This window comes from Lysinibacillus sp. FSL W7-1291 (genome assembly GCF_038593415.1).
Classification (GTDB): domain Bacteria; phylum Bacillota; class Bacilli; order Bacillales_A; family Planococcaceae; genus Lysinibacillus; species Lysinibacillus fusiformis_D.
In genome coordinates, this window is record NZ_CP151994.1 from 2,341,745 (window position 1) to 2,366,557 (window position 24,813).

Genomic DNA, 24,813 nt, shown 5'->3' on the forward strand with positions numbered 1-24,813 from the left:
AATATCAATGTGTTACTATGGTAAACTCTCCACGATTTCCTCGTTGGAAGCCCCATCATGCTTTATGAAAAGTTTTCTTGTAAATGCACTAACTGCTAAACTCACTACAATATTAACGCCTAATGCAAGGAATCCAATGTTGATATCTTGTATAAATGTTGGCCAATTCGGGAAAAGGGTACTTAGATTTGCGCCTGTAGCGGCTTGCCAACCTACAATCATAACGCCAACAATTATCCCAGCGAACACACCTTGTAACGACAGTGGATTTTTTTTCATGAAACTACAAACAACTGCAGGTGCAAATTGTGTAACTAATCCATATCCCATTAAGAATAATAGAGTTATAGCACCACCACCACTAAAAGTAAAATAAAGGGCAATTAGGGCAACCAATGGAACCGTATAACGAGCAATAATACCAATTTGTCGATCCGTAATTTGAGGACGAAACGGCTTTATTATATTTTTTGCAAAAAGTGTAGCTGCAGACATCAAAATTAATGAGCCTGGAACAATTGCCGTTAACAGCCCTGCTGCTCCAATAAAGCCTACTATTACTGGGTTAAACGTTTGTGTGGAAATTTTGAATAATGCTAAATCAACATCGCCTCCCGATAAATTCGGGACTTGTAGAATAGCTGCTGCTCCGGTAAATAGGACAAATAATATAAATAATGCATAGATAGGTAGAATAATCGCATTTCTTCTTAGGGCATTTCCACTTTTAGCTGAAAAAGTAGCAACAAAGGTGTGGGGCCACATGTAAAATCCTAATGATGTCAGCATCATTGTTGAAACATACCAAGACGCACTTAAACCTGAGTCTGGAAGCGTTAAGAACCCTGGATTTGTGGCTTCAATAGCTTCCCACATTGGTTGAATACCACCATAATAATGAAATGGTAAATAGATTCCTAGAAATAAAACAACACCAAGTATAAGGAAGTCTTTAATGACTGCTGTCCAAGCTGAGCCATGAATACCTGAAACCATAACATAGACAATCATCGCAATGGTTCCAATCCAAATCGTGATTTTGGAGTCAATGGCTCCATAAGAAGCTTCAGAAACAATAATGCCAAGACCTTTCAATTGAATGATTAAATAAGGAATTAAAGCCGCCAAACCGACTATTGCTACAACCATTCCAAGCGCTTTACTTTTATATGCCTTCTCAAAAAAATCAGATTGAGAAAGTAAATTATGTTTCTTTCCATAGCTCCATATTTTTGGCGTTAACCAGTAAGCAATGACATAGTTCAGCATCATGATGTTGTAGAATGCTGCTCCACCTTTTCCATACATCCAACCACTTATCCCTAAAAATGCACTTGTAGTATAAATTTCTCCGGCCATTAGCAAGAAAATGAAAATAGAGCCAAAACCCCGACCGCCAACACTCCATTGCTCTAGGCTCATATCCTTCCCTCTACTCGCCATAATGCCTAAAATTAATGCAATTCCTAAAAACACAGCAATAATACCAATAGATATTGTCATGTTACTCCACCTCTGCTTTTACGTCTGGATTTAAGCGATGTACTAAAAGCATGATACCTGTCCCTAATAAAATCCAAAGAACCATCCAAAATAACAAAAGCGGAAGTCCCAAGATATAAGGTTCGGTACTTTTAATAAAGGGAACTCCCAAAGGCATTCCAAAGTATGCAATGAATGATAGTAAATAACAAAGTCTTTTTCGAGTCATTTTATCTATCTCCTTCTTTTATAAGATGGCCTATTGTTTTATTAATTGGGCAAATCCATTATCAATAAACAAGCTTTTGACATCCCTTTTGTCAGCCGCAAATACGATTTGATGTTCATTATTTAGAAAATCAATGGTGTATTGTACAGTGGAAGCTACACCTAGCTTGAGAGCATCTTCATCTAGATCGAAGAAATCATTATGATGCTCTGCCCCAACCCCTTTTTCAAGATTTTTTATTCCAACGAAGGCAAATACACCTGGAAAGTATTTTTCATAAAACGCAAAGGATTCTGAGCCCATCCATGCTGGTGAAGAATATAACGTATTTACACCTAATGCCTTTTCTACAGCAAGTGATGCTATGTGTGCGCAATCGTTTTGGTTGTAAACAAATAAATCCGATTCAATGGGCTCTGTAATAAATTCATATGTGCAACGATGTAGGTCGCAAACTTTTTCTAGGATTCGTTTAAATTCGCTTGCAGCATGTGAACCTTGATCATCATCTAAATATCTGGCAGTTCCTGAGAATTGTAAGCTTTCTGGAATGATATTTACGGCAGAACCGGAATGAATCATGCCAATAGAATAGGTAATGGTTTTAAAAGGATCTAAAGTATTTATTCTCATAGCTTTTAAATTGCTGTAAAAATCTGTAAAGCAATCTAATGGAGCCACCGATAAATCTGGTCTGGAGCCATGTCCACTTTTTCCTTTCAATAGCACATTAAAACTAAAGGAAGCAGCCATTCTTGGTCCTGGTTCAACAGATATTTTCCCTGTTGGAATATCAGATTTTAAATGGATGCCCCAAATGCCGTCAGCCCCTAATTCATATAAGCGTGTTAAAAGATTGTAAATGCCTCCGCCCATTTCTTCTCCTTGCTCAAAAGCAAGAAGTACTTTTCCTTTTACCTTATCTTTATGTTGAACCAAAATCTTCGCTGCCCCTAGAAGCATTGCTGTATGTCCATCATGACCACAAGTATGAGCAGCTTGACTAGTACTAGAAACGACTATTTTTTTCATTTTTAAATTATTTTCGTTTTCTTTCATCGGAAGTGCGTCTAAATCAGCTCTAAGTATCAATGTTTTCCCTGGTTGTTCCCCATGAATAAATCCAATAATTCCACCATTCGGGACGATCTCGTAATCAATGCCCATTTTAGTTAATTCCTCTGTAACTACTTTAATAGTCCGTATTTCCTGTAACCCAATCTCCGGATGCTTGTGAAGATCTCTTCTTATATTAATGACATAGCCTTCGATTTCTTCTGCAGCCTTTAAAGCATTAAGTTCAAACTCGATTGTTGTCATTTTATACACCCCTATTTTAATGGATTATTCTATTCCAAATCCTGAAATTCAACAGCAATCCGTTCAAGTGCTTGCTTTATAAGTGGTCTTGGCGAAGGGACACAAATTCTTTGAAAACCTTCCCCTTCTTTTCCGAACATCCATCCATCTTCTAGTAGAACATTCGCTTTATTATAGATACGATGATGAATCTCTTGATCGGAAAGACCATATCCATTAAAGTCCATCCACATCACATATGTGCCGTCTGGAATTCTTACTTTAACTGTAGGCATGTTTTCAGCTAAAAAGCTTTTTACAAACTCCATTGTGCCGTCAATATATTGCGTAACTTGTTCCAACCATTCATCTCCCTCGTTATAGACGGCTATAAGAGCTGCAATGGTAAACGGTGACGGTAACTGCATCCCCATTATGTCATTAAAGGTTTTTCTGCGTTCGGGGTTGGAAATGATGACATTTGTACAATGAAGACCCGCAACATTAAATGTTTTGTTAATGGCTGTACAAGTGACAATATGATCAGTATTTTCTACAACCTTACAGATTGGTGTAAATCTTTTATTTTTCCTAATTAAGTCACCGTGGATTTCATCTGCCACAATGATTACATTATGTTCCTCGCAAATTTTTGAAAGCCTTTTCAATTCTTTATTGGTGAATATATTTCCAGTTGGATTATGTGGATTACAAAGAATAAACATGGTTGTGTTTTTATCCTTTGCTTTCTCTTCAAAATCTACGAAATCAATTGAAAAAGATCCATCTGATTCACATTTCATTGCGTTATTTTGAACAATTCTACCATTACGCTCTATCGCAGTAGTGAACGGTGGATAAACTGGCCGTTGTATAATGATTCCTTCCCCAGGCTTAGTAAATGCTTGTACAGCTATATTCAAAGCATGAACCGTTCCAGGACTATATACGATTTCCTCTCTTTTGATCACCCAATCATGCCTTTTTTTAAACCAATGCTGAATGGATTCAAAGTACTCATTCGGAAAAATAGAATACCCAAAGATTCGATGATCAACCGTTTGATGAAGTGCATCTATCAAAGGCTGCATGACGGGTAAATCCATATCAGCTGTAAATAATGGAATCGTTTCATAATCATATCTTTCTGTATAACCGATGTCTTTAATTAATTCTTCCCCGTCCCACTTTAACGAATAAGTACGACGTCGACTAATTATTTCATCAAAATCATATATCATTCTTTCTCTCATCCCCCTTCCTCGTCATTGCTCGAAAATACGTTTTTTCCGTACCTGAGCAATTATTTTCATCAGTTTAGCACCTTAACTGTAAAATCGTCAATAAAAAAATAGAATTTTCCGAAAATTACAATTTGGATGTTTGATCCCCTTCACAAAAATTGATTGGTTGTTGAAGCTTCATGATTAATTGAAGGAAATTATTTATGAATATGTTAAAATAAAGGGATGTTTGTTTACTAAGGGGGAATGATCTGTGGAGAAAGAAGAAATCTTTTATGAGCTAATGGAGACACTTTTTGAAACATCTCGATCCATTAGTACCTATGAAAGTATCCCGAGAAAGTACGGTACGGAAGATGAACTATATATGATAGAGGCTCACACACTCAATTTAATAGGTGATAAAATCAAAACAAATACTACTGAAATTGCAGAAATCACACACCGTACAAAAAGTGCAGTTTCTCAAATGATGGATAAATTAATAAAAAAAGAATTAGCATTTAAATATAGAAATCCTGAAAATTATCGAGAATTAACGATTGAATTGACACCAAAAGGTCAACTGGTATATGAATATCATAAAAAACTCGATAAAGAAGAGTTTGGCAATTACTTAAAGGATTTAGAAAGATTCACCATTGAAGATTTTCAGAAAATCATTACACTTCTTAACCTAATTAATGAGCGAACAAAAAGTACACTTCATGAAAAAGCCTAAACCTTCTGTTGCCAAGGTTTGATCAAATTGATACTTTAAAAAAAGAAAAGAGCGTGTTTTGGAAAAAAGATTGATCCAAACACGCTCTAGCTATTCACCACAGCTAGAGCGTCTCATCCAATTTCTGAATTTTGGGAGTGGGAAATTAAATAGACATAGCCTAAAATGTCGATGTTGCCTCTCTTTACACGTACAGCGCAATCTTTGTTCGACGTATAAATTTCTATTTCTTTCGATAAAGTTTATTTTCAAGATCAAAATGCGACAGGACGGAAAAATTGTCAAGACCGATCCCTTCGTATAAAAAGCTTTTTTCAACTGGATAACCAAAGTTTTTCGAGCATAACCATTTAGCGGACATATTGATTGTTCCTGCGCTTGCCCCCATTACAACAGCTGTGCTTTTTTTAATCAAATCCGTCAATTCATAGTCTATCAAAAACTCATTCTGTTTAAGAGTATCTCCACCTAACAAGAAAATAGCTGACGCATTTTGAAGTATGGTTTGGGCATCTTCCTTCTGTACATGATAATTAATTAAATGATAGTCATCGAACATAATACCTGATAGATGTCTATGATTTCATTTTTAAATATAAAATTCAGTTTTTCAGCCTCTTCCAGAAACAGTTGAATCTATTGCTCATCGTACAAACTGACTACTAGTTTTCGTAAAGTATTTCCTCCTAATCATTTCATTAACAAAGCTTTATCTATAATGTTCGTTTTTTACGCAAAAGTAAAAGTGTCTAGCCAGTGGATGATTCGCATTTCACCGTTAAAAACACGAACGATTAATTAATTCTCGAATATTAACATACGTTTTTATTCTCTTTACGGATTTTCACCAATAATTACTCCCAACTATATATCTCACTCTACATACCTTATTGATTAAATAGAGTCAACCAAAACAGCATTGTACGTGTTCACGATTTTAAAGGTTAGCTTAAGAATGAGTTTTTAAAAAGTGTATAAATGGTTGTTCGATTAGATCGGATTTCCGCGAGCAAATATATAAACTTTGCTGAATATCTGCTTGCTGAACAGACACTTTCTCTTTTATTATTTTACTGGCATTGTTAATTGGGGAATTGCTATTCCTGTTTCAATTGGCTCTATTGTTGGCTCTTTCTTAGGCTTAAAGATTATTCCGTACATCCAAACAAGATGGGTTCAAATTATATTACCAATCATTTTTTGTTCTTAATTGGTCAGGTCGTTTCGGATTTAATAAAATAAATCACCCTTATTACTAAGATACCAAGTGATAACAACATACAGTTTAATAATTTAATATGATTTTAAAAAGGGTATGTTAAGAAGCGATTGCTCTTATTGAACAATCGCCTCTTCCCCTTACCTGTATGTATTGGAAAAATGAAACACTATAATGAATCATCCATTTATCTTGTTTTATTGCCTCAGCAATTTTTTTGATTAATTCTTCAAGTTCTGCTGATTGATATTCGACATTGGCTTCACTCACCATATTTAAAAATTGTCTATGAAAGCTCGGTGGTGTCAAGGTTATTCCCCAATAGACGAGACTTTTAAACGGTCTATTTGTGTTGTGGGCGAATGTTTCAACGTGATGTATTTTTTACTAAAAACCTTAGAAAGTTATACAAGAAATGATTCCAAACTCGTGAATGTATGGCATAGTATCACTCCACCCCATTTCTATAATAATTTCCTTTATGACCCGCTAATGATTACGTTTCTTGCAAGAGGATTTTTGCGAGACGAAAAATACCTTCCTCAATTGCTAACTCATCCATTTTAGCAAATCCAAGTACCCATCCTTTTCGATTATTTTCTAAGCAATACTTACTAAGTGGATAAACACGTATCCCCTTTTCGAGTGCGAGGCTCGTCATTGCTTCTTCATCAAACGATTCTTCCGCTTCAAGAAGCATATGCAAGCCCGTTTCAATGCCACTTAGCTTGAAACGTTCCGCTAGTCCTGACGCTATGATTGCCTTCGTCATAGCTTCATGTCTACGTCGATAGACATTTCTTGCTCTCCTCATGTGACGCATAAAATGACCGTGCTCAATAAAATGAGCAAGTGTTAATTGCTCCATAATTGGGAGATGTCGATAAGTTAATTGTTGTACTTGCGCAAGTTGGCGAATGGCATCTTTTGGACCAATGACAGCCGAAATTCGTATGCCAGGAGCAACCATTTTAGAAAAACTCATCATATATAATGTGTTTTGGGGTTGTTGGCTAAACAAGGTAGGAAGCGGGCCACCCCGATACCTAAATTCACCATCATAATCATCTTCTACAATCCAAAATTGATCTTTCACAGATTTTTGCAGCAATTGTTGTCGGCGTGGCTCAGACATAATGACACCAACTGCACATTGGTGAGAAGGTGTAACAAAAACGAGCTTGGTTTGTGGATGAATAGAATCCACTTGTATTCCGTACTCGTCAACAGGCACAGCAATAACATTCATGCGCCGATATTTCATGGTCATCCAGGCAGCAGGAAATCCAGGATCTTCAACAGAAACCGTTTCTCCTTCCTTTAAAAGAGCTTGGGCAATCAGATCGATGCTATGCTGTGCGCCAGAGGTTAAGATGATTTGGTCAATATCTACATGTACACCTCTTTCAAATGTCAGGTAACGTTGAATCTGTTCACGTAGCGGTGTAAAACCGTAGGCATCGCCATAACCCCAATGGGTCAGATCTGTTTCTGCTGAAGCCTGTAAAAAAGATTGTCGCCAATTTTTTCGGAAATGCTCGTCCAAATACGGCTCATGGGGGCAAAAATCGATTGCAACGTTTTGATTTGCTTTACCTCTAAACCAACTGTTTAACTCATCAACTGCCGCGTTTAATAAAGGTAATACTGGCGTAGATGGTCCCTGAAGAATGACCTCTTCTGACGAGTTCTTTTTATATCCCCATTCACTTACCCTTGTTCCACCACGCCAATTTGTCACGGTATATCCACGACTAAATAATTCCTCATAAACAATTTGTATAGTTGAGCGTGAAACACCTACTAATAAGGCGAGTTCTCGGGATGGAGGAAGCAACTCCCCTGGTGGCCATTTTCCTGTTGTAATATGATGAATAGCTTGGTCAAGTAACTGCTGCCATATAGGATTTTTATCGTCTCGGTTAACTTTTAACATTCAATTCACTTCCAATTAGAATAAAGATTGTTAAATTAAGTGAAAATTAATAGTAACAGTAAATCATTATTATACTATCAAATCGATAATTTTATAGGAATAGGATGGTTTTAGTACACTTTGCTTCATCTAAACAAATGCTATTATTCTTTTAAATGCTACTTCTGCAGCATGAATCGTTCTATCAATATCATGTATGGAATGGGCAGTCGATATAAATATGCTTTCATATTGAGATGGAGGTAAAAGTATACCCTGTTTAAGCATTTCCCTATAAAAACGACAAAACATCTCGGAATCTATTTTTTGAGCATCATCAAAATCTTGTAAAGGATGATCGATGAATGCGTATCCAATCATTGTCCCAGCTTTTGTTGTTTTAAGGGGAATATTATAGTTATGAGCTACTTTGGATAAGCCTTGAATAAGCCTATTAGATAACTTTTCTATATACTCGTAACTGTCAAGATTTAATTTATTTATTGTCGTATACCCCGCTACCATCGCTATTGGATTACCTGATAAGGTTCCAGCCTGATAAATATTCCCTTCAGGAGCGATTTGATTCATAATCTCTTTTCTTCCACCATATGCGCCAACAGGCATCCCCCCACCAATGATCTTACCTAAACAAGTTAAGTCTGGTTTTATGTTATAAAGCCCCTGAGCAGAATGATAATCTATCCGAAAGCCAGTCATGACCTCATCAAGTATAAATAGCCCACCATATTTTGTAGTGAAAGAGCGTATCGCTTGAAGAAATTCAGGATTAGCTGGTATTCCTCCCATATTGCCTGCAAATGGTTCTACTATAACGGCTGCAATTTGTGAGCCATATTTATCAAATATTTTCTTCAAGACTTCGATATTGTTATAGGGAATGGAGATTGTATTTTTAGTTATCTCTAAAGGTACACCTAGACTATCAGGAAGGCCTAATGTAGCAATTCCTGAACCTGCCTTTACTAATAGATGATCACTGTGTCCATGATAGTTTCCATCAAATTTCACAATCATGTTTTTGCCAGTAAAGCCTCTAGCTAGTCTAATGGCGCTCATTGTCGCTTCTGTACCTGAGTTAACCATTCGAATCTTCTCTATGGAAGGAATACGAGTAGTTATTAATTCAGCTAGCTTATTTTCTTGTAAAGTTGGCAATCCAAAACTTGTCCCACTATGAATGGCTTCAAGAAGTGCACCTAAAACCTCCTTATCTGCATGTCCATGAATTAATGGTCCCCAGGAAAGAACATAATCTATATAACTATTGCAATCAATATCATAGATTTTCGAGCCTTTCCCATGGCTAATAAAAATGGGCTCCATCCCAACCGATTGAAATGCTCTTACTGGGCTGTTTACGCCACCAGGCATAAGCTTTTTTGCTATTTCAAAGGCTTCTATTGATTTCATCGTATTTATTTTAAAAACCGCCTTTCTTATTGAACGATCTTAGCATAACGTATTACGGATTGATAAAAAACATCCAAAAATGCGAATTTTAACAGTCCATAAAGTAGGTACACTAAAAAACCACTAACCCTAGATGACTAGGGTTAGTGGTGCTTACAGTGATTTGATTTAACAAGTTCTGAAAACCAGTACTATGTATGTGGGATTTTTTCAATATTGAACATTTCCCCTAGTGCAATTGGATTTTCTTTCGCGGTAATATGTTGCGGAACAATTCGGTAAACTTGAACCGGCCCTCCGAAAACAGCTGATCGATATTTGTCCACATGTTGCTGGGATAAGGGACGGTTATAGTAACCAGGTACATATTTATTTATCATTTCTTGCAACATATGTGTCGCTTCATTTAGATCGACAATAGGTTGAGCCTTACCAAAAACCATGACACTCATATAAGCGGTGTCCGTTTTAGCGGGTACTGGATTAGTAATCGTTCCATATTCTTCGCAAACTGTAAAGCAGACCTCTGGATTCTCTTCCATCACTTGATTTCGTCTCCCGCCAGTGGCTCCATGGAAATAAAGCACCCCATTTGTCCACACAAAATTAAGTGGGATAACATATGGCAAATGACCGTCAACCATACCTAGATGCCCAATGCGAGCTTGCTGCAAAAATGTATCTATTTTGTTCTTGTCCAACACTTCTCTTACTTTGTAACGTACCTTAACCATGGTTATCACTCCTACTTGTAGTATGATGTGATTTTATCAGCCTTTGGATTGAATAAAAACGTCCATAATTATAGCAATCAAGCAATCCATTTTCAGAGGAGCGTTAAATTTTAAAAATTATGATTAACTATTAGCTGGTATAGTTCAAAGTTTTATTATGTGTAAAAGAAATGAGAGTGAAATAATGCTCAGTCCTTTTGCCATTATACAATTGAAATTCACAGAAAATTCTAGAACTACAATCGCATGCTAAGAAAAATTATTTATTCAAAAAAGTGAAATGGAGTTTGCTCTCTATTTCACTTTTGTATCATTTAATTAGCTAAATAGGTCTCCACTTGCCTTCCCCGTCAGCACCAGAAAAAAGCTGTCTGAAATGGCAGCTTTTTTCTGGTGTAACTATGTTTTTTTATAAGTTATCTATTGCTTCCTTTCCTTTCTTCCAATATTGCGAATTCGCCCCACCCCGCTTAACAAAGCAGGAATTAGAATTGGCAACATGACAAAAGTAAGTAGAACAAGCCCTAGAATAACCGTTATGGCTATTTCAATAAGCGTTATGACACCTGAAGGCATTAATGCCGCAAATGTACCTCCAAGAATGATCGCTGCTGATATCACCACACCTCCAATGTGACGTGTGGCATCGATAATAGCTTTTGTTGAATTCCCCTCCAGCTCTCTATAACGCATCATCAAGAAGATACTGTAGTCTACTCCTAGTGCAACAATCATGATGAAACTAAAGAATGGTACATTCCACGCTAGTTCACTCATATTGAGAAATTTAGTGCTTATAATACTACTCATACCTATGGCAGTATAGTACGTTATGATTAAAGAGGCTAAAATAAAAATTGGTTTTAGGAAAGAACGAGTAATAATGATCAGAATGATACCAATGCCTATTAGCATGATGGCTGCTGTTCGAGTGAAATCCCCACTCGCAATTTCTTCAAGATCCACATTTTGCGATGTTCTTCCACCGATTGCTATCTTCGCATCACGAAACTCACTACTTTTAATGATCGCTTGTAGCTCTTGCTCAATTTGGTCAACAATTATCATGGCTTCCTTTGAATAAGGATTCACATCTAAAATGATGCCCATCTGAGTTATTTTCCGATTATCGGACATATACATGTTCAATGATTTTTGGAACTCATCACTCACTAAAACATCCTTTGGCATATATAACTTTTCAGAAGCCTCTGATTCACTAAGACCTGTTAAATAGTCTTGCACATTTGTTAAACCTGTGCTGACGTCTTGTAAACCTTTTGTGCTTGCTGATAATCCTGATTGTAAGGTTGCCATTTTATCAGCTAAATCCGTTAGTGCTGTTTGCAGTTGCTTTTGTCCCTCGTTAATCGTCATTAATCCTGATTCAAGAGAGGGTACTTGGCTTGCGATTTGGTTAGACCCCTTTGCTGCAGATTGCAAACCATGCGTTAAGCTAGAAGATGCTTCATATAGTTGATTCACACCTGTTTGTAATTGGGAGAAGCTACTGTTCACTTTGGCAAGTGAAGCATTTACTTCCCTAAATGATGTCATGGCCCCTTCGAATTGAGCTGTCACTGTGTGTAATTTCTCTGATAATTGCTCTAATTGCTGCCTTTCAGTTGATGCAATGCTAAGCGTTGTTTGTACATTCATATCATTAGCTAACTCTGGTTTTGACTGTACGAGTGCATGCATTGCACTTTCAATTTGTCTATATCCTTTTTCTGCACTTTCAATCCCTTGCCCAATGCTGGTAAAATTCGTACTAAATGAGGACAAACCTTTTTCAAGTTCCGTATAACCATTTAATAATTGTGACATCGAAATGGATAAAGTGTTCGTATTTTCTTTTACAGAAGCTAAACCATTTTCTAGTTCTTGGACGCCATTTGCTCCTGCACTTACGCCGTTTGTTAATTGATCAATAGCAGTCCCTAAACTCGAAACACCTTTTTTCATTTCATCTGTTCCTTGAATTAATGCCTGAACATTTTGAGCAGCATTTGTATCTGTTTGTTGGAATTGTTGCTCAGCTGAAGACAAACCATTACTAATCTTACCTACACCTTCATTTGCATCACCTAAGCCACTCTTTATTTGTTTAGATTGCTCCGTGATGTATAGGTCATCCATTTTTTCTCCAACTGGTCGTGTAGCTGTTAATACTTTAGATATACCGTCAATCTGCGAAATCTTTTCAGCTATTTCATCTAATGCTTGTAATGATTTTGCATTATCCAGTGCTTCATTTGACTGTAAGGCAAGTGTAGTAGGTGATGAAAAACCTGCTGGGAAATGCGCTTCAATCACATTAATCCCTTGCTTTGAAGCATAACGATCATCGATTTCCAACAAGTCATTATAGCTTAGAGAATGACTAGAATTCATGATAAATGGAACGCACAAAATCGCTGTAAAGACTAATGCAACGAAAGGTCTTAAAACAGATAGCCTTGCTAAAAATCCCCAGATTTTACTGTCATTATGACCAGTAAAAGTTTTCGCTGGCCAGAACATCTTTTTCCCCAGTAAAGCCATAAAAAAAGGATTTAAGGTCAATAAGACCAATAAGAGTACAGCTACGCCAATTGCTACAGCTGAACTTGCTCGGTATAACCCGAATTCCGCCAAATAAAGAGCCATAAATCCAATAAACACCGCAAGCGCACTATACAGAACCGTTTTTCCAGCTGTTTTATACGTGCTGCGCACTGCTTTCCAACGATCTTCCTGCTTCACCAGTTCTTCCTTAAATCGAGTGAAGAGTAAGATATTATAATCTGTGCCGATACCGAATAAAATAACAACTAAAAATACTTGAGTAAAATTCGAAAATGGGTAATTAAACTGATCTACTAAGTGTGCAATGATTCCTAGTGACACTAAGTAAGCTACTCCAACCGATAAAAGAGAGACGAATGGCACTATTGGTGATCGGAAAACAAGAATGAGCACAGCGATAATAAAGATAATCGCTATTATTTCTGTTTTCTTAATCCCCTCTTGTGTGGATTGAACGAAATCTTCCATTACCAGACTGTTTCCTGTTAGATAGGTATCTACATTTTTACTATCTATAATTTTAGTAAGCTCCTTCGTTATCTCAGAAATTTCTCTATTATTCTGCTCAATAGAAAGCTGGGCTAGAATGGTAGTTCCATCTTCAGAAATGAGCTGTTTTTTCGTTTGCTCATTATCTAAATGAGTCATAATCTCCTTCATACCAAGCTGAGTTTGTTCTTTTTTTAATTCTTTAATGATTTTTCCTACTTCTTCTTTTTGTTCCTTTGTTAATGCTTGATCATTACCACTATTGAAGACAGCAATAATTTGATACCTTTCCCCACTGTCATTATCCATTTGATTAAGCAGATCTTCTGCAATATTGCTTTGAGCACTTTCGGGAATAGTAATTTGCCCTTTTTCTCTAACCAATTGATCTAAATTAGGCATCGTCACGACCATAAGGACTGCCATGACTATCCATAAAACGAACGATGCTACTCGCCAATTCATGATTTTTTTCATCATCATTTCTCTCACTTTCACTTTACTAAATTAATAATTATCTAGAGAATGCTAGCCTCTAGATAAACGATTATAAAATCATACAGGTGTATACTTTTATTCGTAAATCAAGTATACTTAGCCTCAGAAAACGGGACAATGTTCAATTTTCGTCTATATGTACAACTTTGAACATTGACATATCAATGTGTTCAACTTTAGAAAAATATTTTAGGAGTGCAAAAAAAATGAGTGGGAAAGCAGAATACAAAAGCGCAATTCGCTCAAGAAAAATGATTAGGCACGCATTTGTAGAATTAGTGCTGGAGAAGGATTTAGAAAAGATCACCGTAAAAAATATTGTTGAACGAGCTGAAGTAAGTAGAGGAACATTCTATGCTCATTACTCGGATATTTTGGCGGTTATTGAGGAAATTGAAAATGAACTAATGGGCAAAATGGTAGAGTTTCTGAATGATTTTAAAGCGGTCGAAATCATTCAAAATCCGATGCCTTTCTTTTTAAAAATGGTGGACTTTTTACAACAAGATATTGAATTTTACCGAAAGTTAATCTTTGTACAGGGGGCCTCTTGCTTTGTCGTGAAATTAAAAGACATTCTGATTGAGAAAATCATTAGTTTTCAAGAAACTATTCATCCCAGTCAAGAACGTCAAGAATTTGTATTACGTGTCCATTTCTTAGTAGGTGGGCTAATGTCGATGTATCAAGATTGGTTAGCAGGAAAATTCGATTGTTCATTAGAAGAGCTCACAAAGTCCATCAGTCGAATGATGATACAAGGGCTACAATCTTATACGTTCAAATAAAGTGCTATTTACTGCAAAAAAGAAGCTGCAATCACAGCTTCTTTCATATTTACCTCTATACATCAGCTAGCTTTTGGCCATAAGCACTTGCATAAATTGCTTAATGAATTTTAGCTTGTAAGAGGAAAATCTATTTATGCCAAAATATTCAATGTAAATTCAGCGAAAAAACAACGAAGGAATCATCAAGATCGAAATATCATTTTCTAGCATAGGCATTTTTGGAAGCATGTGCCAACACCATTATATTTTCCTTCACCATGTTCATATTAAGCGTGGTCACTCCGAAAACTAGTTAAATTGGCCATTAAATAAGAAGGAAACACCCCTCTATACATTTAATAATTCAGATCAATAGCAACCAAGATAGCTTAGATGACTACTTGATTTTCACAATTATCTTCCCCTTTGCCCTTCCAGACTCAGCATATTCCATCGCTTTTTGAGCTTCTTCAAATGTAAAAGTTCGATCAATGATGGGTTTGATTTTACCAGATTCAATATAGTCCGCAATTATACGTAATTGATCACCGCTTGGCTTCATAAATAAAAAGGAATATTGCGCATGATGCTTCTTTTCAAGTGCAGTCAGTTTATAACTTGCTGCTGAAAATAATAAGGTTTTGAAAAATCCTGAACCATTTTCTTTAGCAAAACGGGCATTTGGCATGCCAGAAACAGAAACAATTTTCCCTCCATTTTTGATGATCCCGAAAGATTTTTCAAGCGTCTCACCCCCAAGTGTATCAAAGACGGCATCATAATTTCCCAATATCTCTTCAAACTTCTCTGTCTTGTAATTGATCACTTCGTCTGCACCAAGAGATGTGACTAAGTTTGCACCAGCTTCACTAGCAGTTGTTGCTACTGTGGCACCCATTACTTTAGCCAGTTGAATAGCAAAAGTACCTACACCACCAGACCCTGCATGAATTAAAATCTTTTGTCCTTTTTGTAAGTGCATGATGTCATGTAATGCTTGATATGAAGTCAACCCAACGAGAGGGATGGATGCAGCTTCCTCAAAGCTCAAGTTTTTAGGTTTTAGGGCTATATCATCTTCATGTATTGCGATAAATTCGGCAAAAGTACCGATTTTACTTTTACGTGGACGTGCATATATTTCATCGCCCACTTTAAAACGAGTTACTTTTGTGCCAACCTTTACCACAACTCCCGAAAAATCATTTCCAAGGATTAGAGGCATTTTATATTGTATTAACAACTTCACTTTCCCATCGCGTATTTTAAAATCAATAGGATTAATACTAGCGGCATGAATTTCTGCAAGTATCTCATATTCACCAATTTCAGGTGTAGGTATTTCTGCTAACTGCATCGGGGCTTTGCCATATTGATTGATAACCATTGCTTTCATCGTTTATTCCTCCAAATAACTTATCGTATTCTCAATAAAATTCCTTTAATAGCGTCTCAATATCCGTAACAAGTGTTTTTAGTAAACCTAATTTTGTGCGTATATCTATATAATAAAAGTTTTTTGTCCCTTCTTTACGCATTAAAATAACACCAGCATCACGTAAAATTTTAAGGTGATGTGACACAGCAGGTCTAGACAGATGGGTTTGTTCTGTGATTTCGCCTACACGTAATCCTGTTTGACAATCCGTAGCCATTAACACAAGTAAAATAGATTGACGTGTTTCATCACCAATGGCCAATAGTACCTTTTGACAGTTGATAAAATTTTCTTTAATGGTGTGTAGTTGGTCCTGTTTAGTCATGTAAATAATCCCTCCTTTAATTAGTTGAATAGTTTAAGTTATTGAACCATCCTATGGATACAACCATAAAGTACAATGCTATTCTGTGCAATATTGAGAAAGAAAATCGAGACGAATCCAATCTTTGGAGGTGAATTCTTTCTCGACAACAAAAAAACACAGAAGTCACATGGACCTCTGTGTTATTTGCTTTCCTTAATGAGTGCCTTCATATCTCCAACAATAGTTTCAACTGGTACGTTTGTCGCGCCATCATAGTCTTTTACAACTGTGCCGTCTGCGTTCACTAAATAATAGCTCGACATATGTATGACTTGGTCTGAGTTTGGATCATTTTTGACTAATGAATTGAATGATTTACGTGCAAATTGTTCGATAAATTTTTGTTGATAGCCCGTTAATAGCTGCCATTTGCTTTCATCGACAACATTATACGTATTTAAATAGTTCGTTAATACCTCAGGCTTATCCACCTCTGGATCTACACTAAATGCGACAATTTGATAATCCTCAAGGCCTTCATCCTGTAGTGCTTGCTGGACCTCTGTCATATTAAATGTCATTGGCGGACAGATCGTCGTACAGTTTGTAAAAATAAACATTGCTAGCCAAGGCTTACCTTTTAAATCATCTAGGCTCACTTGTTCATTTTTTTGATTCATTACATTGAAATCTTGGACCTCAATGTTTACAGATGGCTCAAATTTGTAGCTTCCGCAAGCAGCTAAAATGCTGCTGAATGCTAGAACTAAAACGAGCAGTATACTTTTCTTTTTCATTTGCGGTACCACTTCCCTTCATTTCATCATCTTATTTTATTCATTCTAGAAGCCAAATACAAGATAATGGACTTACACCCAGATTGCTATTTGTATAACATGTGAACATTAACTGATTCTGGTATTTCATTACACTACATCTTCCAAATGACACATCCTTTTCAAAATTTTTTTGAAAGCTTTTTTTATTATTTTCGTTATTTCCCAAGAGAAAGAACGGTTGTTATATAACAAACTATTTCTACCTTTTACACTTCTCTGGGTTTTAATAGAAGAATAATAAAATACAGAAAATTCTCTTTTGTGAATATATTTTCTCCTGCATTCAACTTTATCAGCAACAAACTATTTCAATAATATTATTTCACTCGAAATTCTCGTTCTCTTTAATACCATTTTATTCTATTAAACACTTAATATTTCTATGTTATTTCTACGTAACTAAACTGACTAAAAATTATAAAAACTCAAAATTTAGTATTGCATTATAAGAATATCCCCCATAAAATAAGTGAATATAACGACGAAAGAAAAAGAAATATGTCGTTTAAAACAGAAATATATAACTTTAGGGGGAATAATAATGGCGAATGTTTCTAGTGAAAAACAGGCTCAATCAATTGATTATCATGCAATTGAGGCAATGGAATCGTTTAATACCTTTGTGAAAAAGAAAAATACCTTTCTTTTCTCGATTACAGCAGTGTTTCTAATTCTTTATATTTTGCTTCCGATCCTTGCCTTCCAACCTGTACTACAACAAAAATTATTCGGAAATATTACGGGTGTATGGGTATATTCTGCAGGGTTATTTATCATGACCATTGTGCTCTGTACAGTATATGTAAAAAAAGCTGCTTCATTCGATAAAGCTGCGGCGGCTGTGCTAGCCGAGTATCATGCGAAAGGTGGTAACTAAATGAATATTGTATCTGTAGGTTTCTTTTTAGCCATTGTTGGATTAACACTTGTCGTTACCTATATTGCAGCAAAACGCACTTCCTCGGCTGCTGATTTTTACACAGCCGGTGGTGGATTAAAGGGGTGGCAAAACGGCTTTGCGATTGCTGGTGACTATTTATCAGCAGCTGCCTTTCTTGGGGTGTCTGGTGCGATTGCCTTAACTGGTTTTGATGGTTTCTTCTTCTCTGTTGGCTATGTTGTAGCAAATTTAGTGCTTCTTTATGTCATTGCTGAGCCTATGCGTAATTTGGGGCGTTACACATTAGCAGATATGTTAACGGCTCGTTTTAATGAAAAACGAATTCGTGGCGTGGCTGCATCAGGCACGATTATTATTGTGATTCTTTACATGATTGCACAGCTTGTAGGTGCTGGTGCATTAATTAAACTACTATTTGGAATTGAATATTGGATTGCTGTGTTAATTGTCGGCGTTATGATGACAACATATGTATTGTTCGGCGGCATGACAGCAACTTCATGGGTACAAATTATTAAAGCAAGCTTGTTATTATTTGGGACAGGTCTATTAGCGGTATTAGTGTTAATGAAATTTGATTTCTCTCTTATGAAAATGTTTGACACAATTGCAATGGATCATGGGGAAGAATTCCTTGTGCCTGGGATTAAATACACAAGTACAATCGACTCCGTTTCGATGATGATGGCGTTAGTTTTAGGAACATCAGGTTTACCACATATTTTAATGCGTTTCTTTACCGTAAAAGATGCCAAGACAGCACGTTCTTCTATTTCTTGGACAACTTGGATTACAGCTATTTTCTTCTCACTAACGATCTTCTTAGGGTTCGGTGCGCTAAACTTTGTTGGATTAGATCAAATTCTTGCTGAAAGTAAGGCTGGTAATACGGCTGCCCCACTTCTAGCGCATTATTTAGGCGGAGATGTCTTGATGGCATTTATTGGCGCCGTAGCCTTTGCGACGATTTTAGCTGTTGTGTCAGGCTTAGTGTTAACGGGGGCTTCTGCTATTTCTCATGATATTTATGGAGAAATCATAAAAGGAGGGAAATTAACTGAAAAGCAACAGGTTGTAGCTGCACGTACAGGCTCTATTTCGATTGCGATTGTGTCTATTATTCTTGCATTGTTTGCCCAAAGCTTAAATGTTTCGTTCCTAGTATCCTTTGCCTTTTGTATCGGTGCCTCAGCCAACCTACCTGTGATCCTTTATACAATCTATTGGAAGAAATTTAATTCCACAGGAGCTGTAACAGCTATGGTAACGGGTTTAGTGTCCTGTTTAATTTTAGGCGCAATGGGACCGAATGTCTGGAGCCCCGTTGAAGGTGCAGCCATCTTTGTTGGTCAACCGCTTGTACCACTTGCTGTTCCTGCGATTATTACGATTCCATTAGGCTTTATTGCTGGGTACCTTGGTACAGTTTTGACAGCTAGCAAAGTACCACAGGAAGAAGCTGAACGTATTTATCAAGAAATTCGTGTGAAAGCGAATACAGGCGTATCTGTTTCTGATATTTCTCATTAATATTTATTCACCTCTTGCATAATGAATTCCAATTCAAAAAATGCAAAAAATAGGCAAAAAATTCGATTTTTCATCGAGTTTTTCGCCTTTTTTGTTATTCAATATCTACTAATTTATTTATTGAACAATACTATTTCTCTTCCAAAAAACAGAAAAAATCCAATTCCCACTAGGTAAATGGTGTTTAATTTTAATTGAAAAAACAAGATTTTCTTGTAAATTTACCCTTCTATTTTTGTCAAGAATCTAGATTTCCCTTTGCTTTATTTATTTATCTGAATTTTCTAAAACCCCCTATATTCTTGAGTTTGTGCCATTTTTTCTCTCTCAGGACTATTTTCTGAAAAATTTTTTTTGCATAATTTTTCTGAAATGTATTGCAATTTTGTGAACTGTTTCATAAAATGAAAATGTGAATTCACTAAACTAGCAAAATCAAGTCTTGAGGTAGAAAAAATATACACAAAATGGGGAATGTTAATGGCGAACAATCAGGTAAAAAAAGGTATCGTGATTGACTATGATGCAATTGCAAACCAAGAATCATTTAAATCTCTTGTACGCAGAAAAAATTCTTTTCTTTGGTCTATAACTGTCATATTTTTATTGGCATACATGTTGTTACCAATTCTGACATCGTACACGACAATTCTACATCAAAAGGCATTTGGGGAAATTACTTGGGTGTGGATCTATGCAGCGGGGCTATTCATCATGACATGGGGGTTATGTCATTTATATGTAGCTAAGGCAAACAACTTTGATAGAGAAGCAAAAGCGATTATCGCTGAATACGAAAACGGAGGTGGCCGCCGATGAGTAACGGAATGAGTTTTACAGCCATATTCTTCTTCGTAGCCATAGTTGGTTTAACATTAGTTATTACATGGTGGGCATCTAAACGTACATCTTCCGCAAGTGATTTCTACACGGCAGGTGGTGGCTTAACAGGCTGGCAAAATGGACTAGCTATCGCTGGAGACTATTTATCAGCAGCCTCTTTCCTAGGTATCGCTGGTGCAGTCGCATTATTTGGATTTGATGGATTCTTCTTCTCTATTGGTTATTTAGTAGCTTACTTAGTGGTGTTATACATCGTTGCTGAGCCATTACGTAACCTTGGGAAATTTACATTAGCTGACATGATTACAGCGCGCTTCAATAATGCAAAAGTTCGTGGAACAGCTGCTTTAAGCACGATTACAATTGTTTTATTCTACATGATTGCACAACTAGTTGGTGCAGGAGCACTTATTCAATTACTTTTAGGAATCGATTACTGGGTCGCCGTGTTAATCGTAGGTTTTATGATGACAACTTACGTATTATTCGGTGGTATGACAGCGACATCTTGGGTACAAATCATTAAAGCTTGTCTGTTAATGCTTGGTACAGTGATTATTTCGTTCTTAGTATTAAAAGAGTTCGGCTTCAGTATCTCAACAATGTTTGCAGAAATGACAACAGCTACTGATAGTGGTGCTGCGTATTTAAATCCAGGTTTAAAATACACAAATGGACTTGATACAATCTCTATGTTAATTGCCTTAGTATTGGGTACTGCGGGTCTTCCACATATTTTAATGCGTTTCTTCACAGTAAAAGACGCAAAAACAGCTCGTTCATCTGTTATTTGGGCAACTTGGATCGTAGGTATCTTCTACGTTCTAACAATTTTCTTAGGTTTCGGTGCAGCAGCATTCGTTGGAAAGGAAGATATTATCGCTGCAAACGCTGCTGGTAACATGGCTGCCCCACTGCTTGCAGAAGTACTTGGTGGCGACATCCTATTCTCATTCGTTTGTGCGGTAGCATTTGCAACAATCCTAGCGGTAGTAGCAGGTCTTGTACTTTCAGGTGCATCTGCCCTATCTCATGATATTTATGGACAAATTATTAAAAAGGGTAAAATTACAGAAAAAGAGCAAGTTCTTGCAGCTCGTATTGGTTCCATTACAATCGCTGTTATCTCTATCCTATTAGCACTTGGCGCACAAACATTAAACGTTGCATTCTTAGTATCTCTAGCATTCTGTATTGCGGGATCTGCTAACCTTCCAGTTATTATCTATACAATTTATTGGAAACGCTTTAATACAGCTGGTGCTGTAACGGCGATGTTAACAGGTTTAATTTCTGCATTAGTGTTAGTTGCTATTTCACCAAACGTATGGAATCCAGTTGAAGGTAAGGCGATTTTCGTTGGTGAACCACTAATCATGTTAACGAACCCAGCCTTAATCTCTGTACCACTTGGTTTCCTTGGTGGTTTCATCGGCACATTACTTTCTAAAGAAACGGATGACGCGAAGTATCGTGAAGTTGACGTTAAAGCAAACACAGGTATTTCTGTACAGGACGTATCTCACTAATCACTCAACACCCTCGTAAGCATCTCGCTTACGAGGTTTTACTTTTTCTTCCCTATTCGCTACTATAGAATGAGAAAAAGATTGGAGGTTATGCTCATGTCACAATCAAGGGCTAAAAAGAAACGGATGCATGTTAAACGAACTGTCGGCAAGGATGTTGAAAAAAACCGTCAATCTATATCCTTCAGTACACACGAGCGCATAACAAAAACAAAGAATGAGAAACTCGATCATGATTTCACAAAACATAAAAAGCAGTATAAGGACGACTAACGTTCCCTATACTGCTTTTTCTTTTAAAGCCGATAGAAGGCATTGGTGTTTTGCGTGATAATTTGAGCCACTTCCTGTGTCGACAACCCCTTGATGGACGCTATGACCTCAATGGTCGAATGCATCATCCACGGAGATGTACGCTTATTTGTAAACGGTCCTTCAAAAGGCCAAGGACCATCCGTTTCTACCATCATTAGTTCAATGGGATAAGCTTGTATCAACTGTTGAATTTCTTGTTCATACAAACAATCAGGGGTGATCGAAATAAAATAGCCATGCTGAATCATGCGTTTCACCACAGCCTCATCCCCTTTAAACCAATGAAAATGTGCTTGGCGAAGCTGATGTTTGTCAAGTAAATCACAAACGATGCTAGCATCCTCATAGACAGCGTGTAACACTATTGGCTTATCCAATTCCTTTGCCAAGACTATAAAACGCTCTAATAGAGCCACATAGAGTCGGTCATCTATCGTTTGCTGTTGTCTTAAATAATAAGGTAAACCGACCTCACCAACAGCTACCATATGTTCTTTATGTGAACGGATCCAATCAAATAATGCCTCCTCATCGCTTGGATTTGGTAAAGGCTGTTCTGGATGAAAGCCAAAAGCGGCTTTCACTGGCTGATAGTTATTCGATAAATGCAATGTTCTTTTACAGGACGACAACTGCATGCTAACCGCAATCACCGTCTCTACCTCTTCAAGTAAGGCTGGAATTTCCTCATCTCGATACTGATCCAAATGAATATGAGCATCAATCAACAAACATATCACCCTTTTCTTCTTGTAAGTACATAAATAATTGTTGCTTTAACTCGGTGAACGTTGCTGAATGACGAATTTCCTCTTTTCGGGGTCTTTCAAAAGGCACAATGATTTCCTTTTTAACCGTCGCAGGACGTTTGCTTAAAACAAGGATCCGATCCGCTAAAAAGAGTGCTTCCTCAATACTATGCGTGACAAATAGTATTGATTTACGATAGGCTTCCCAGATGGATAATAGCCACGCTTGCATTTCCAGTCTGGTGAATTCATCCAGCGCAGAAAATGGTTCATCTAAGCATAAAATCGGCTTATCACTGACCATCGCACGTATAAAAGATACACGCTGTTGCATGCCGCCTGACAATTCGTTTGGATAAGCATGGATAAATGAACCAAGCCCCACCTTTTCAAGCCACTCTATAGCACGTTCAGCATTTGGTTGATGCTGTAATTCCTCTACGAGTGTGACATTCTCTAAAATCGTGCGCCAAGGTAGTAGACAAGGCTGCTGAGGCATATAACCAATCGTTCCTCTTTTTCGCTGAATGTCCTCTTCATTTAATAAAATGGACCCTTGATCAATCGTAGAAACGCCACCAATTAATTGAAAAAGGGTACTCTTACCACTGCCAGAGGGACCAACAATGGCCACAAACTCTCCAGCTTTAACGTCAAAGGATACATCTTCAAGCACTTGCAGGGTATCAAAGGATTTAGCGATGTTTTGAATGCTGAGCATGATAGCCTCTCCCCTTCACCATGAATTTTTCAAGTAAGCGAATACTGCTAAACAACAGTAAGCTTAATAAAACAATCGCAAAAATGGCTACGAATACACGATCAGTGCGGAACGAGGACTGTGCTAAGGTCATATAAACGCCTATTCCTTTTTTTGCACCAAGCCACTCCGCAATAACAGCGCCCATCACACTATACGTCGCAGCAATTTTTACACCTGAAAAAATCGTTGGGTATGCATGAGGCCATTCGAGCTTCCAAAAAGTTTGCGCCTTTGTAGCACCAACCATGGCAAAATAATGCTTTAACTCAGGTGCTGTTTGCCGAAATCCGTCCATTGCCGCAATAACAATGGGGAAAAAGCACACGAGGCAAATAATGATGAGCTTTGGTAATAAACCAAAGCCAAACCAAATAATGAGCAATGGCGCTAAGACAAGAATAGGGATATTTTGCGACATAATTAAAATCGGATAAAACAACTCCCGAATAAATGTAAATCGATGCAAGACAATCGCCACCATTAATCCACAGGCAATGCCAATGGCAAGTCCTAATAAGGCTAATTGCATCGTAGCCCAAGCATGTGGTAAAAAGGTTTGATAGGCTTTAAAAGCTTCCAACAAAATACTACTTGGTGCAGGTAATAACCAATGAGGAACTTCAGCCACATGCACAATGAGCTCCCACACGAATAAGAGGAAGGCGATAAAAATAATCGTCCTTCCCTTTTGCAAAGCTTGTTTCATTACTGGTATTTCTCCGTTAATGTATCCATAGTTATACCAGTTGGCTGATATAATATTTTCACTTGTGTAATGACATTGATAGCACCAAGCTCAATCATCTTGTCATTCATTTTTTCAATGATTTGCAGCAACATTGACAGCTCACCTTCCATCGTCGTTTCCAACGGATGTACCTCATATTTCACACCAGCAGCATCTATCACAGCAATCGCCGCATCGACATACGGTATAACATCCTCAAATTTCTCTGTTTTTGGAATGATTTGAACACTGATTAATGAATTCGCCATC

The 24,813-nt window shown here is 37.1% G+C and carries 23 protein-coding genes and 1 pseudogene; 7 read left to right on the forward strand and 17 right to left on the reverse strand.

Annotated elements, in window-relative coordinates:
* Window positions 1–15 precede the first annotated feature (15 nt).
* From NST76_RS11415 to NST76_RS11430, 4 genes are read right to left on the reverse strand one after another with little or no spacing between them, the layout of a single operon-like run.
* A complete protein-coding gene (locus tag NST76_RS11415; RefSeq protein ID WP_342543875.1) occupies window positions 16–1,503 on the reverse strand; it encodes a sodium:solute symporter in 1,488 nt (495 codons plus the stop codon).
* Window position 1,504: 1 nt separating this feature from the next.
* Window positions 1,505–1,711, reverse strand: a complete 207-nt coding sequence (locus NST76_RS11420; RefSeq protein ID WP_036126201.1) for a DUF3311 domain-containing protein — start codon at window positions 1,709–1,711, stop codon at window positions 1,505–1,507.
* A 30-nt stretch (window positions 1,712–1,741) separates the two neighbouring features.
* Window positions 1,742–3,031: an amidohydrolase gene (locus NST76_RS11425; RefSeq protein ID WP_051891715.1), complete on the reverse strand. Its 1,290-nt coding sequence runs from the start codon at window positions 3,029–3,031 to the stop codon at window positions 1,742–1,744.
* Window positions 3,032–3,060: 29 nt separating this feature from the next.
* The gene (locus NST76_RS11430; RefSeq protein WP_036126200.1) at window positions 3,061–4,251 is read right to left on the reverse strand and encodes a MalY/PatB family protein; all 1,191 of its coding nucleotides are present in this window, start codon (window positions 4,249–4,251) and stop codon (window positions 3,061–3,063) included.
* A gap of 256 nt (window positions 4,252–4,507) precedes the next feature.
* On the opposite strand from NST76_RS11430, the gene NST76_RS11435 reads away from it, so the two are divergent.
* Window positions 4,508–4,975: a MarR family transcriptional regulator gene (locus tag NST76_RS11435; protein WP_089932828.1), complete on the forward strand. Its 468-nt coding sequence runs from the start codon at window positions 4,508–4,510 to the stop codon at window positions 4,973–4,975.
* A gap of 103 nt (window positions 4,976–5,078) precedes the next feature.
* On the opposite strand, the pseudogene NST76_RS11440 reads toward NST76_RS11435, so the two are convergent.
* The 6 genes and pseudogenes from NST76_RS11440 to NST76_RS11465 all read right to left on the reverse strand — a co-directional run.
* A pseudogene (locus tag NST76_RS11440) lies at window positions 5,079–5,543 on the reverse strand (Type 1 glutamine amidotransferase-like domain-containing protein); the annotation flags it as partial.
* Between the two features lie 750 nt (window positions 5,544–6,293).
* Window positions 6,294–6,503 carry a hypothetical protein gene (locus NST76_RS11445; RefSeq protein ID WP_230593923.1) on the reverse strand — a complete coding sequence of 70 codons (210 nt, stop codon included), beginning with the start codon at window positions 6,501–6,503 and terminating at the stop codon, window positions 6,294–6,296.
* Between the two features lie 187 nt (window positions 6,504–6,690).
* Entirely contained in the window at window positions 6,691–8,130 is a 1,440-nt protein-coding gene (locus NST76_RS11450; protein ID WP_036126195.1) for a PLP-dependent aminotransferase family protein, read from the reverse strand.
* A gap of 129 nt (window positions 8,131–8,259) precedes the next feature.
* Window positions 8,260–9,552 carry a glutamate-1-semialdehyde 2,1-aminomutase gene (hemL, locus tag NST76_RS11455; protein WP_342545267.1) on the reverse strand — a complete coding sequence of 431 codons (1,293 nt, stop codon included), beginning with the start codon at window positions 9,550–9,552 and terminating at the stop codon, window positions 8,260–8,262.
* Between the two features lie 182 nt (window positions 9,553–9,734).
* The gene (locus tag NST76_RS11460) at window positions 9,735–10,277 is read right to left on the reverse strand and encodes a pyridoxamine 5'-phosphate oxidase family protein (RefSeq protein ID WP_058843546.1); all 543 of its coding nucleotides are present in this window, start codon (window positions 10,275–10,277) and stop codon (window positions 9,735–9,737) included.
* A 420-nt stretch (window positions 10,278–10,697) separates the two neighbouring features.
* Window positions 10,698–13,811 carry an MMPL family transporter gene (locus NST76_RS11465; RefSeq protein ID WP_342545269.1) on the reverse strand — a complete coding sequence of 1,038 codons (3,114 nt, stop codon included), beginning with the start codon at window positions 13,809–13,811 and terminating at the stop codon, window positions 10,698–10,700.
* A gap of 227 nt (window positions 13,812–14,038) precedes the next feature.
* Here NST76_RS11465 and NST76_RS11470 point away from each other — a divergent pair, with 227 nt between their 5' ends.
* Window positions 14,039–14,620, forward strand: coding sequence for a TetR/AcrR family transcriptional regulator (locus NST76_RS11470; RefSeq protein WP_036126188.1), 582 nt, complete (start codon window positions 14,039–14,041; stop codon window positions 14,618–14,620).
* A 379-nt stretch (window positions 14,621–14,999) separates the two neighbouring features.
* Here NST76_RS11470 and NST76_RS11475 read toward each other — a convergent pair whose 3' ends face one another.
* From NST76_RS11475 to NST76_RS11485, 3 genes are all read right to left on the reverse strand, one after another.
* Window positions 15,000–15,998, reverse strand: coding sequence for an NADP-dependent oxidoreductase (locus tag NST76_RS11475; protein WP_342543878.1), 999 nt, complete (start codon window positions 15,996–15,998; stop codon window positions 15,000–15,002).
* Between the two features lie 31 nt (window positions 15,999–16,029).
* A complete protein-coding gene (locus NST76_RS11480) occupies window positions 16,030–16,374 on the reverse strand; it encodes a metalloregulator ArsR/SmtB family transcription factor (protein WP_036126183.1) in 345 nt (114 codons plus the stop codon).
* A 173-nt stretch (window positions 16,375–16,547) separates the two neighbouring features.
* Window positions 16,548–17,144 carry an SCO family protein gene (locus NST76_RS11485; RefSeq protein ID WP_036126181.1) on the reverse strand — a complete coding sequence of 199 codons (597 nt, stop codon included), beginning with the start codon at window positions 17,142–17,144 and terminating at the stop codon, window positions 16,548–16,550.
* Window positions 17,145–17,727: 583 nt separating this feature from the next.
* Between NST76_RS11485 and NST76_RS11490 the strand changes: the two genes are divergently transcribed.
* The 5 genes from NST76_RS11490 to NST76_RS11510 all read left to right on the forward strand — a co-directional run bounded on the left by NST76_RS11490 (window position 17,728) and on the right by NST76_RS11510 (window position 22,262).
* Window positions 17,728–18,063, forward strand: a complete 336-nt coding sequence (locus NST76_RS11490) for a DUF485 domain-containing protein (protein ID WP_058843543.1) — start codon at window positions 17,728–17,730, stop codon at window positions 18,061–18,063.
* Window positions 18,064–19,617, forward strand: a complete 1,554-nt coding sequence (locus NST76_RS11495; protein ID WP_101966697.1) for a cation acetate symporter — start codon at window positions 18,064–18,066, stop codon at window positions 19,615–19,617.
* Window positions 19,618–20,097: 480 nt separating this feature from the next.
* A complete protein-coding gene (locus NST76_RS11500) occupies window positions 20,098–20,436 on the forward strand; it encodes a DUF485 domain-containing protein (RefSeq protein ID WP_342543880.1) in 339 nt (112 codons plus the stop codon).
* 8 nt (window positions 20,437–20,444) lie between these two features.
* Window positions 20,445–21,989: a sodium/solute symporter gene (locus NST76_RS11505; protein ID WP_342504484.1), complete on the forward strand. Its 1,545-nt coding sequence runs from the start codon at window positions 20,445–20,447 to the stop codon at window positions 21,987–21,989.
* A 96-nt stretch (window positions 21,990–22,085) separates the two neighbouring features.
* Complete coding sequence (locus NST76_RS11510) at window positions 22,086–22,262, forward strand: hypothetical protein (protein ID WP_170829828.1); 177 nt, start codon at window positions 22,086–22,088, stop codon at window positions 22,260–22,262.
* A 23-nt stretch (window positions 22,263–22,285) separates the two neighbouring features.
* Here the strand turns inward: NST76_RS11510 and NST76_RS11515 are convergent, their stop codons facing one another.
* The 4 genes from NST76_RS11515 to NST76_RS11530 are packed head-to-tail and all read right to left on the reverse strand — an operon-like array spanning window position 22,286 to window position 24,812.
* Entirely contained in the window at window positions 22,286–23,035 is a 750-nt protein-coding gene (locus tag NST76_RS11515; RefSeq protein WP_141905741.1) for a TatD family hydrolase, read from the reverse strand.
* On the reverse strand, window positions 23,025–23,774 hold the full coding sequence (locus NST76_RS11520; protein WP_342503739.1) for an ABC transporter ATP-binding protein: 750 nt from the start codon (window positions 23,772–23,774) through the stop codon (window positions 23,025–23,027). Before NST76_RS11520 ends, NST76_RS11515 begins: the two co-directional genes overlap by 11 nt.
* The gene (locus tag NST76_RS11525) at window positions 23,749–24,522 is read right to left on the reverse strand and encodes an ABC transporter permease (protein ID WP_271909947.1); all 774 of its coding nucleotides are present in this window, start codon (window positions 24,520–24,522) and stop codon (window positions 23,749–23,751) included. The genes NST76_RS11520 and NST76_RS11525 overlap by 26 nt, the downstream gene beginning before the upstream one ends.
* On the reverse strand, window positions 24,522–24,812 hold the full coding sequence (locus NST76_RS11530) for a thiamine-binding protein (protein WP_036125941.1): 291 nt from the start codon (window positions 24,810–24,812) through the stop codon (window positions 24,522–24,524). The genes NST76_RS11525 and NST76_RS11530 overlap by 1 nt, the downstream gene beginning before the upstream one ends.
* Window position 24,813: the final 1 nt, after the last annotated feature.

Excerpts from the sequence above, each read along its gene's own strand:
- NST76_RS11415 (WP_342543875.1), bottom strand. The coding sequence starts at position 1,503 with ATGACAATATCTATTGGTATTATTGCTGTGTTTTTAGGAATTGCATTA.
- NST76_RS11420 (WP_036126201.1), bottom strand. The coding sequence starts at position 1,711 with ATGACTCGAAAAAGACTTTGTTATTTACTATCATTCATTGCATACTTT.
- NST76_RS11425 (WP_051891715.1), bottom strand. The coding sequence starts at position 3,031 with ATGACAACAATCGAGTTTGAACTTAATGCTTTAAAGGCTGCAGAAGAA.
- NST76_RS11430 (WP_036126200.1), bottom strand. The coding sequence starts at position 4,251 with ATGATATATGATTTTGATGAAATAATTAGTCGACGTCGTACTTATTCG.
- NST76_RS11450 (WP_036126195.1), bottom strand. The coding sequence starts at position 8,130 with ATGTTAAAAGTTAACCGAGACGATAAAAATCCTATATGGCAGCAGTTA.
- NST76_RS11460 (WP_058843546.1), bottom strand. The coding sequence starts at position 10,277 with ATGGTTAAGGTACGTTACAAAGTAAGAGAAGTGTTGGACAAGAACAAA.
- NST76_RS11465 (WP_342545269.1), bottom strand. The coding sequence starts at position 13,811 with ATGAAAAAAATCATGAATTGGCGAGTAGCATCGTTCGTTTTATGGATA.
- NST76_RS11470 (WP_036126188.1), top strand. The coding sequence starts at position 14,039 with ATGAGTGGGAAAGCAGAATACAAAAGCGCAATTCGCTCAAGAAAAATG.
- NST76_RS11475 (WP_342543878.1), bottom strand. The coding sequence starts at position 15,998 with ATGAAAGCAATGGTTATCAATCAATATGGCAAAGCCCCGATGCAGTTA.
- NST76_RS11485 (WP_036126181.1), bottom strand. The coding sequence starts at position 17,144 with ATGAAAAAGAAAAGTATACTGCTCGTTTTAGTTCTAGCATTCAGCAGC.
- NST76_RS11490 (WP_058843543.1), top strand. The coding sequence starts at position 17,728 with ATGGCGAATGTTTCTAGTGAAAAACAGGCTCAATCAATTGATTATCAT.
- NST76_RS11495 (WP_101966697.1), top strand. The coding sequence starts at position 18,064 with ATGAATATTGTATCTGTAGGTTTCTTTTTAGCCATTGTTGGATTAACA.
- NST76_RS11500 (WP_342543880.1), top strand. The coding sequence starts at position 20,098 with ATGGCGAACAATCAGGTAAAAAAAGGTATCGTGATTGACTATGATGCA.
- NST76_RS11505 (WP_342504484.1), top strand. The coding sequence starts at position 20,445 with ATGAGTTTTACAGCCATATTCTTCTTCGTAGCCATAGTTGGTTTAACA.
- NST76_RS11510 (WP_170829828.1), top strand. The coding sequence starts at position 22,086 with ATGTCACAATCAAGGGCTAAAAAGAAACGGATGCATGTTAAACGAACT.
- NST76_RS11520 (WP_342503739.1), bottom strand. The coding sequence starts at position 23,774 with ATGCTCAGCATTCAAAACATCGCTAAATCCTTTGATACCCTGCAAGTG.
- NST76_RS11525 (WP_271909947.1), bottom strand. The coding sequence starts at position 24,522 with ATGAAACAAGCTTTGCAAAAGGGAAGGACGATTATTTTTATCGCCTTC.
- NST76_RS11530 (WP_036125941.1), bottom strand. The coding sequence starts at position 24,812 with ATGGCGAATTCATTAATCAGTGTTCAAATCATTCCAAAAACAGAGAAA.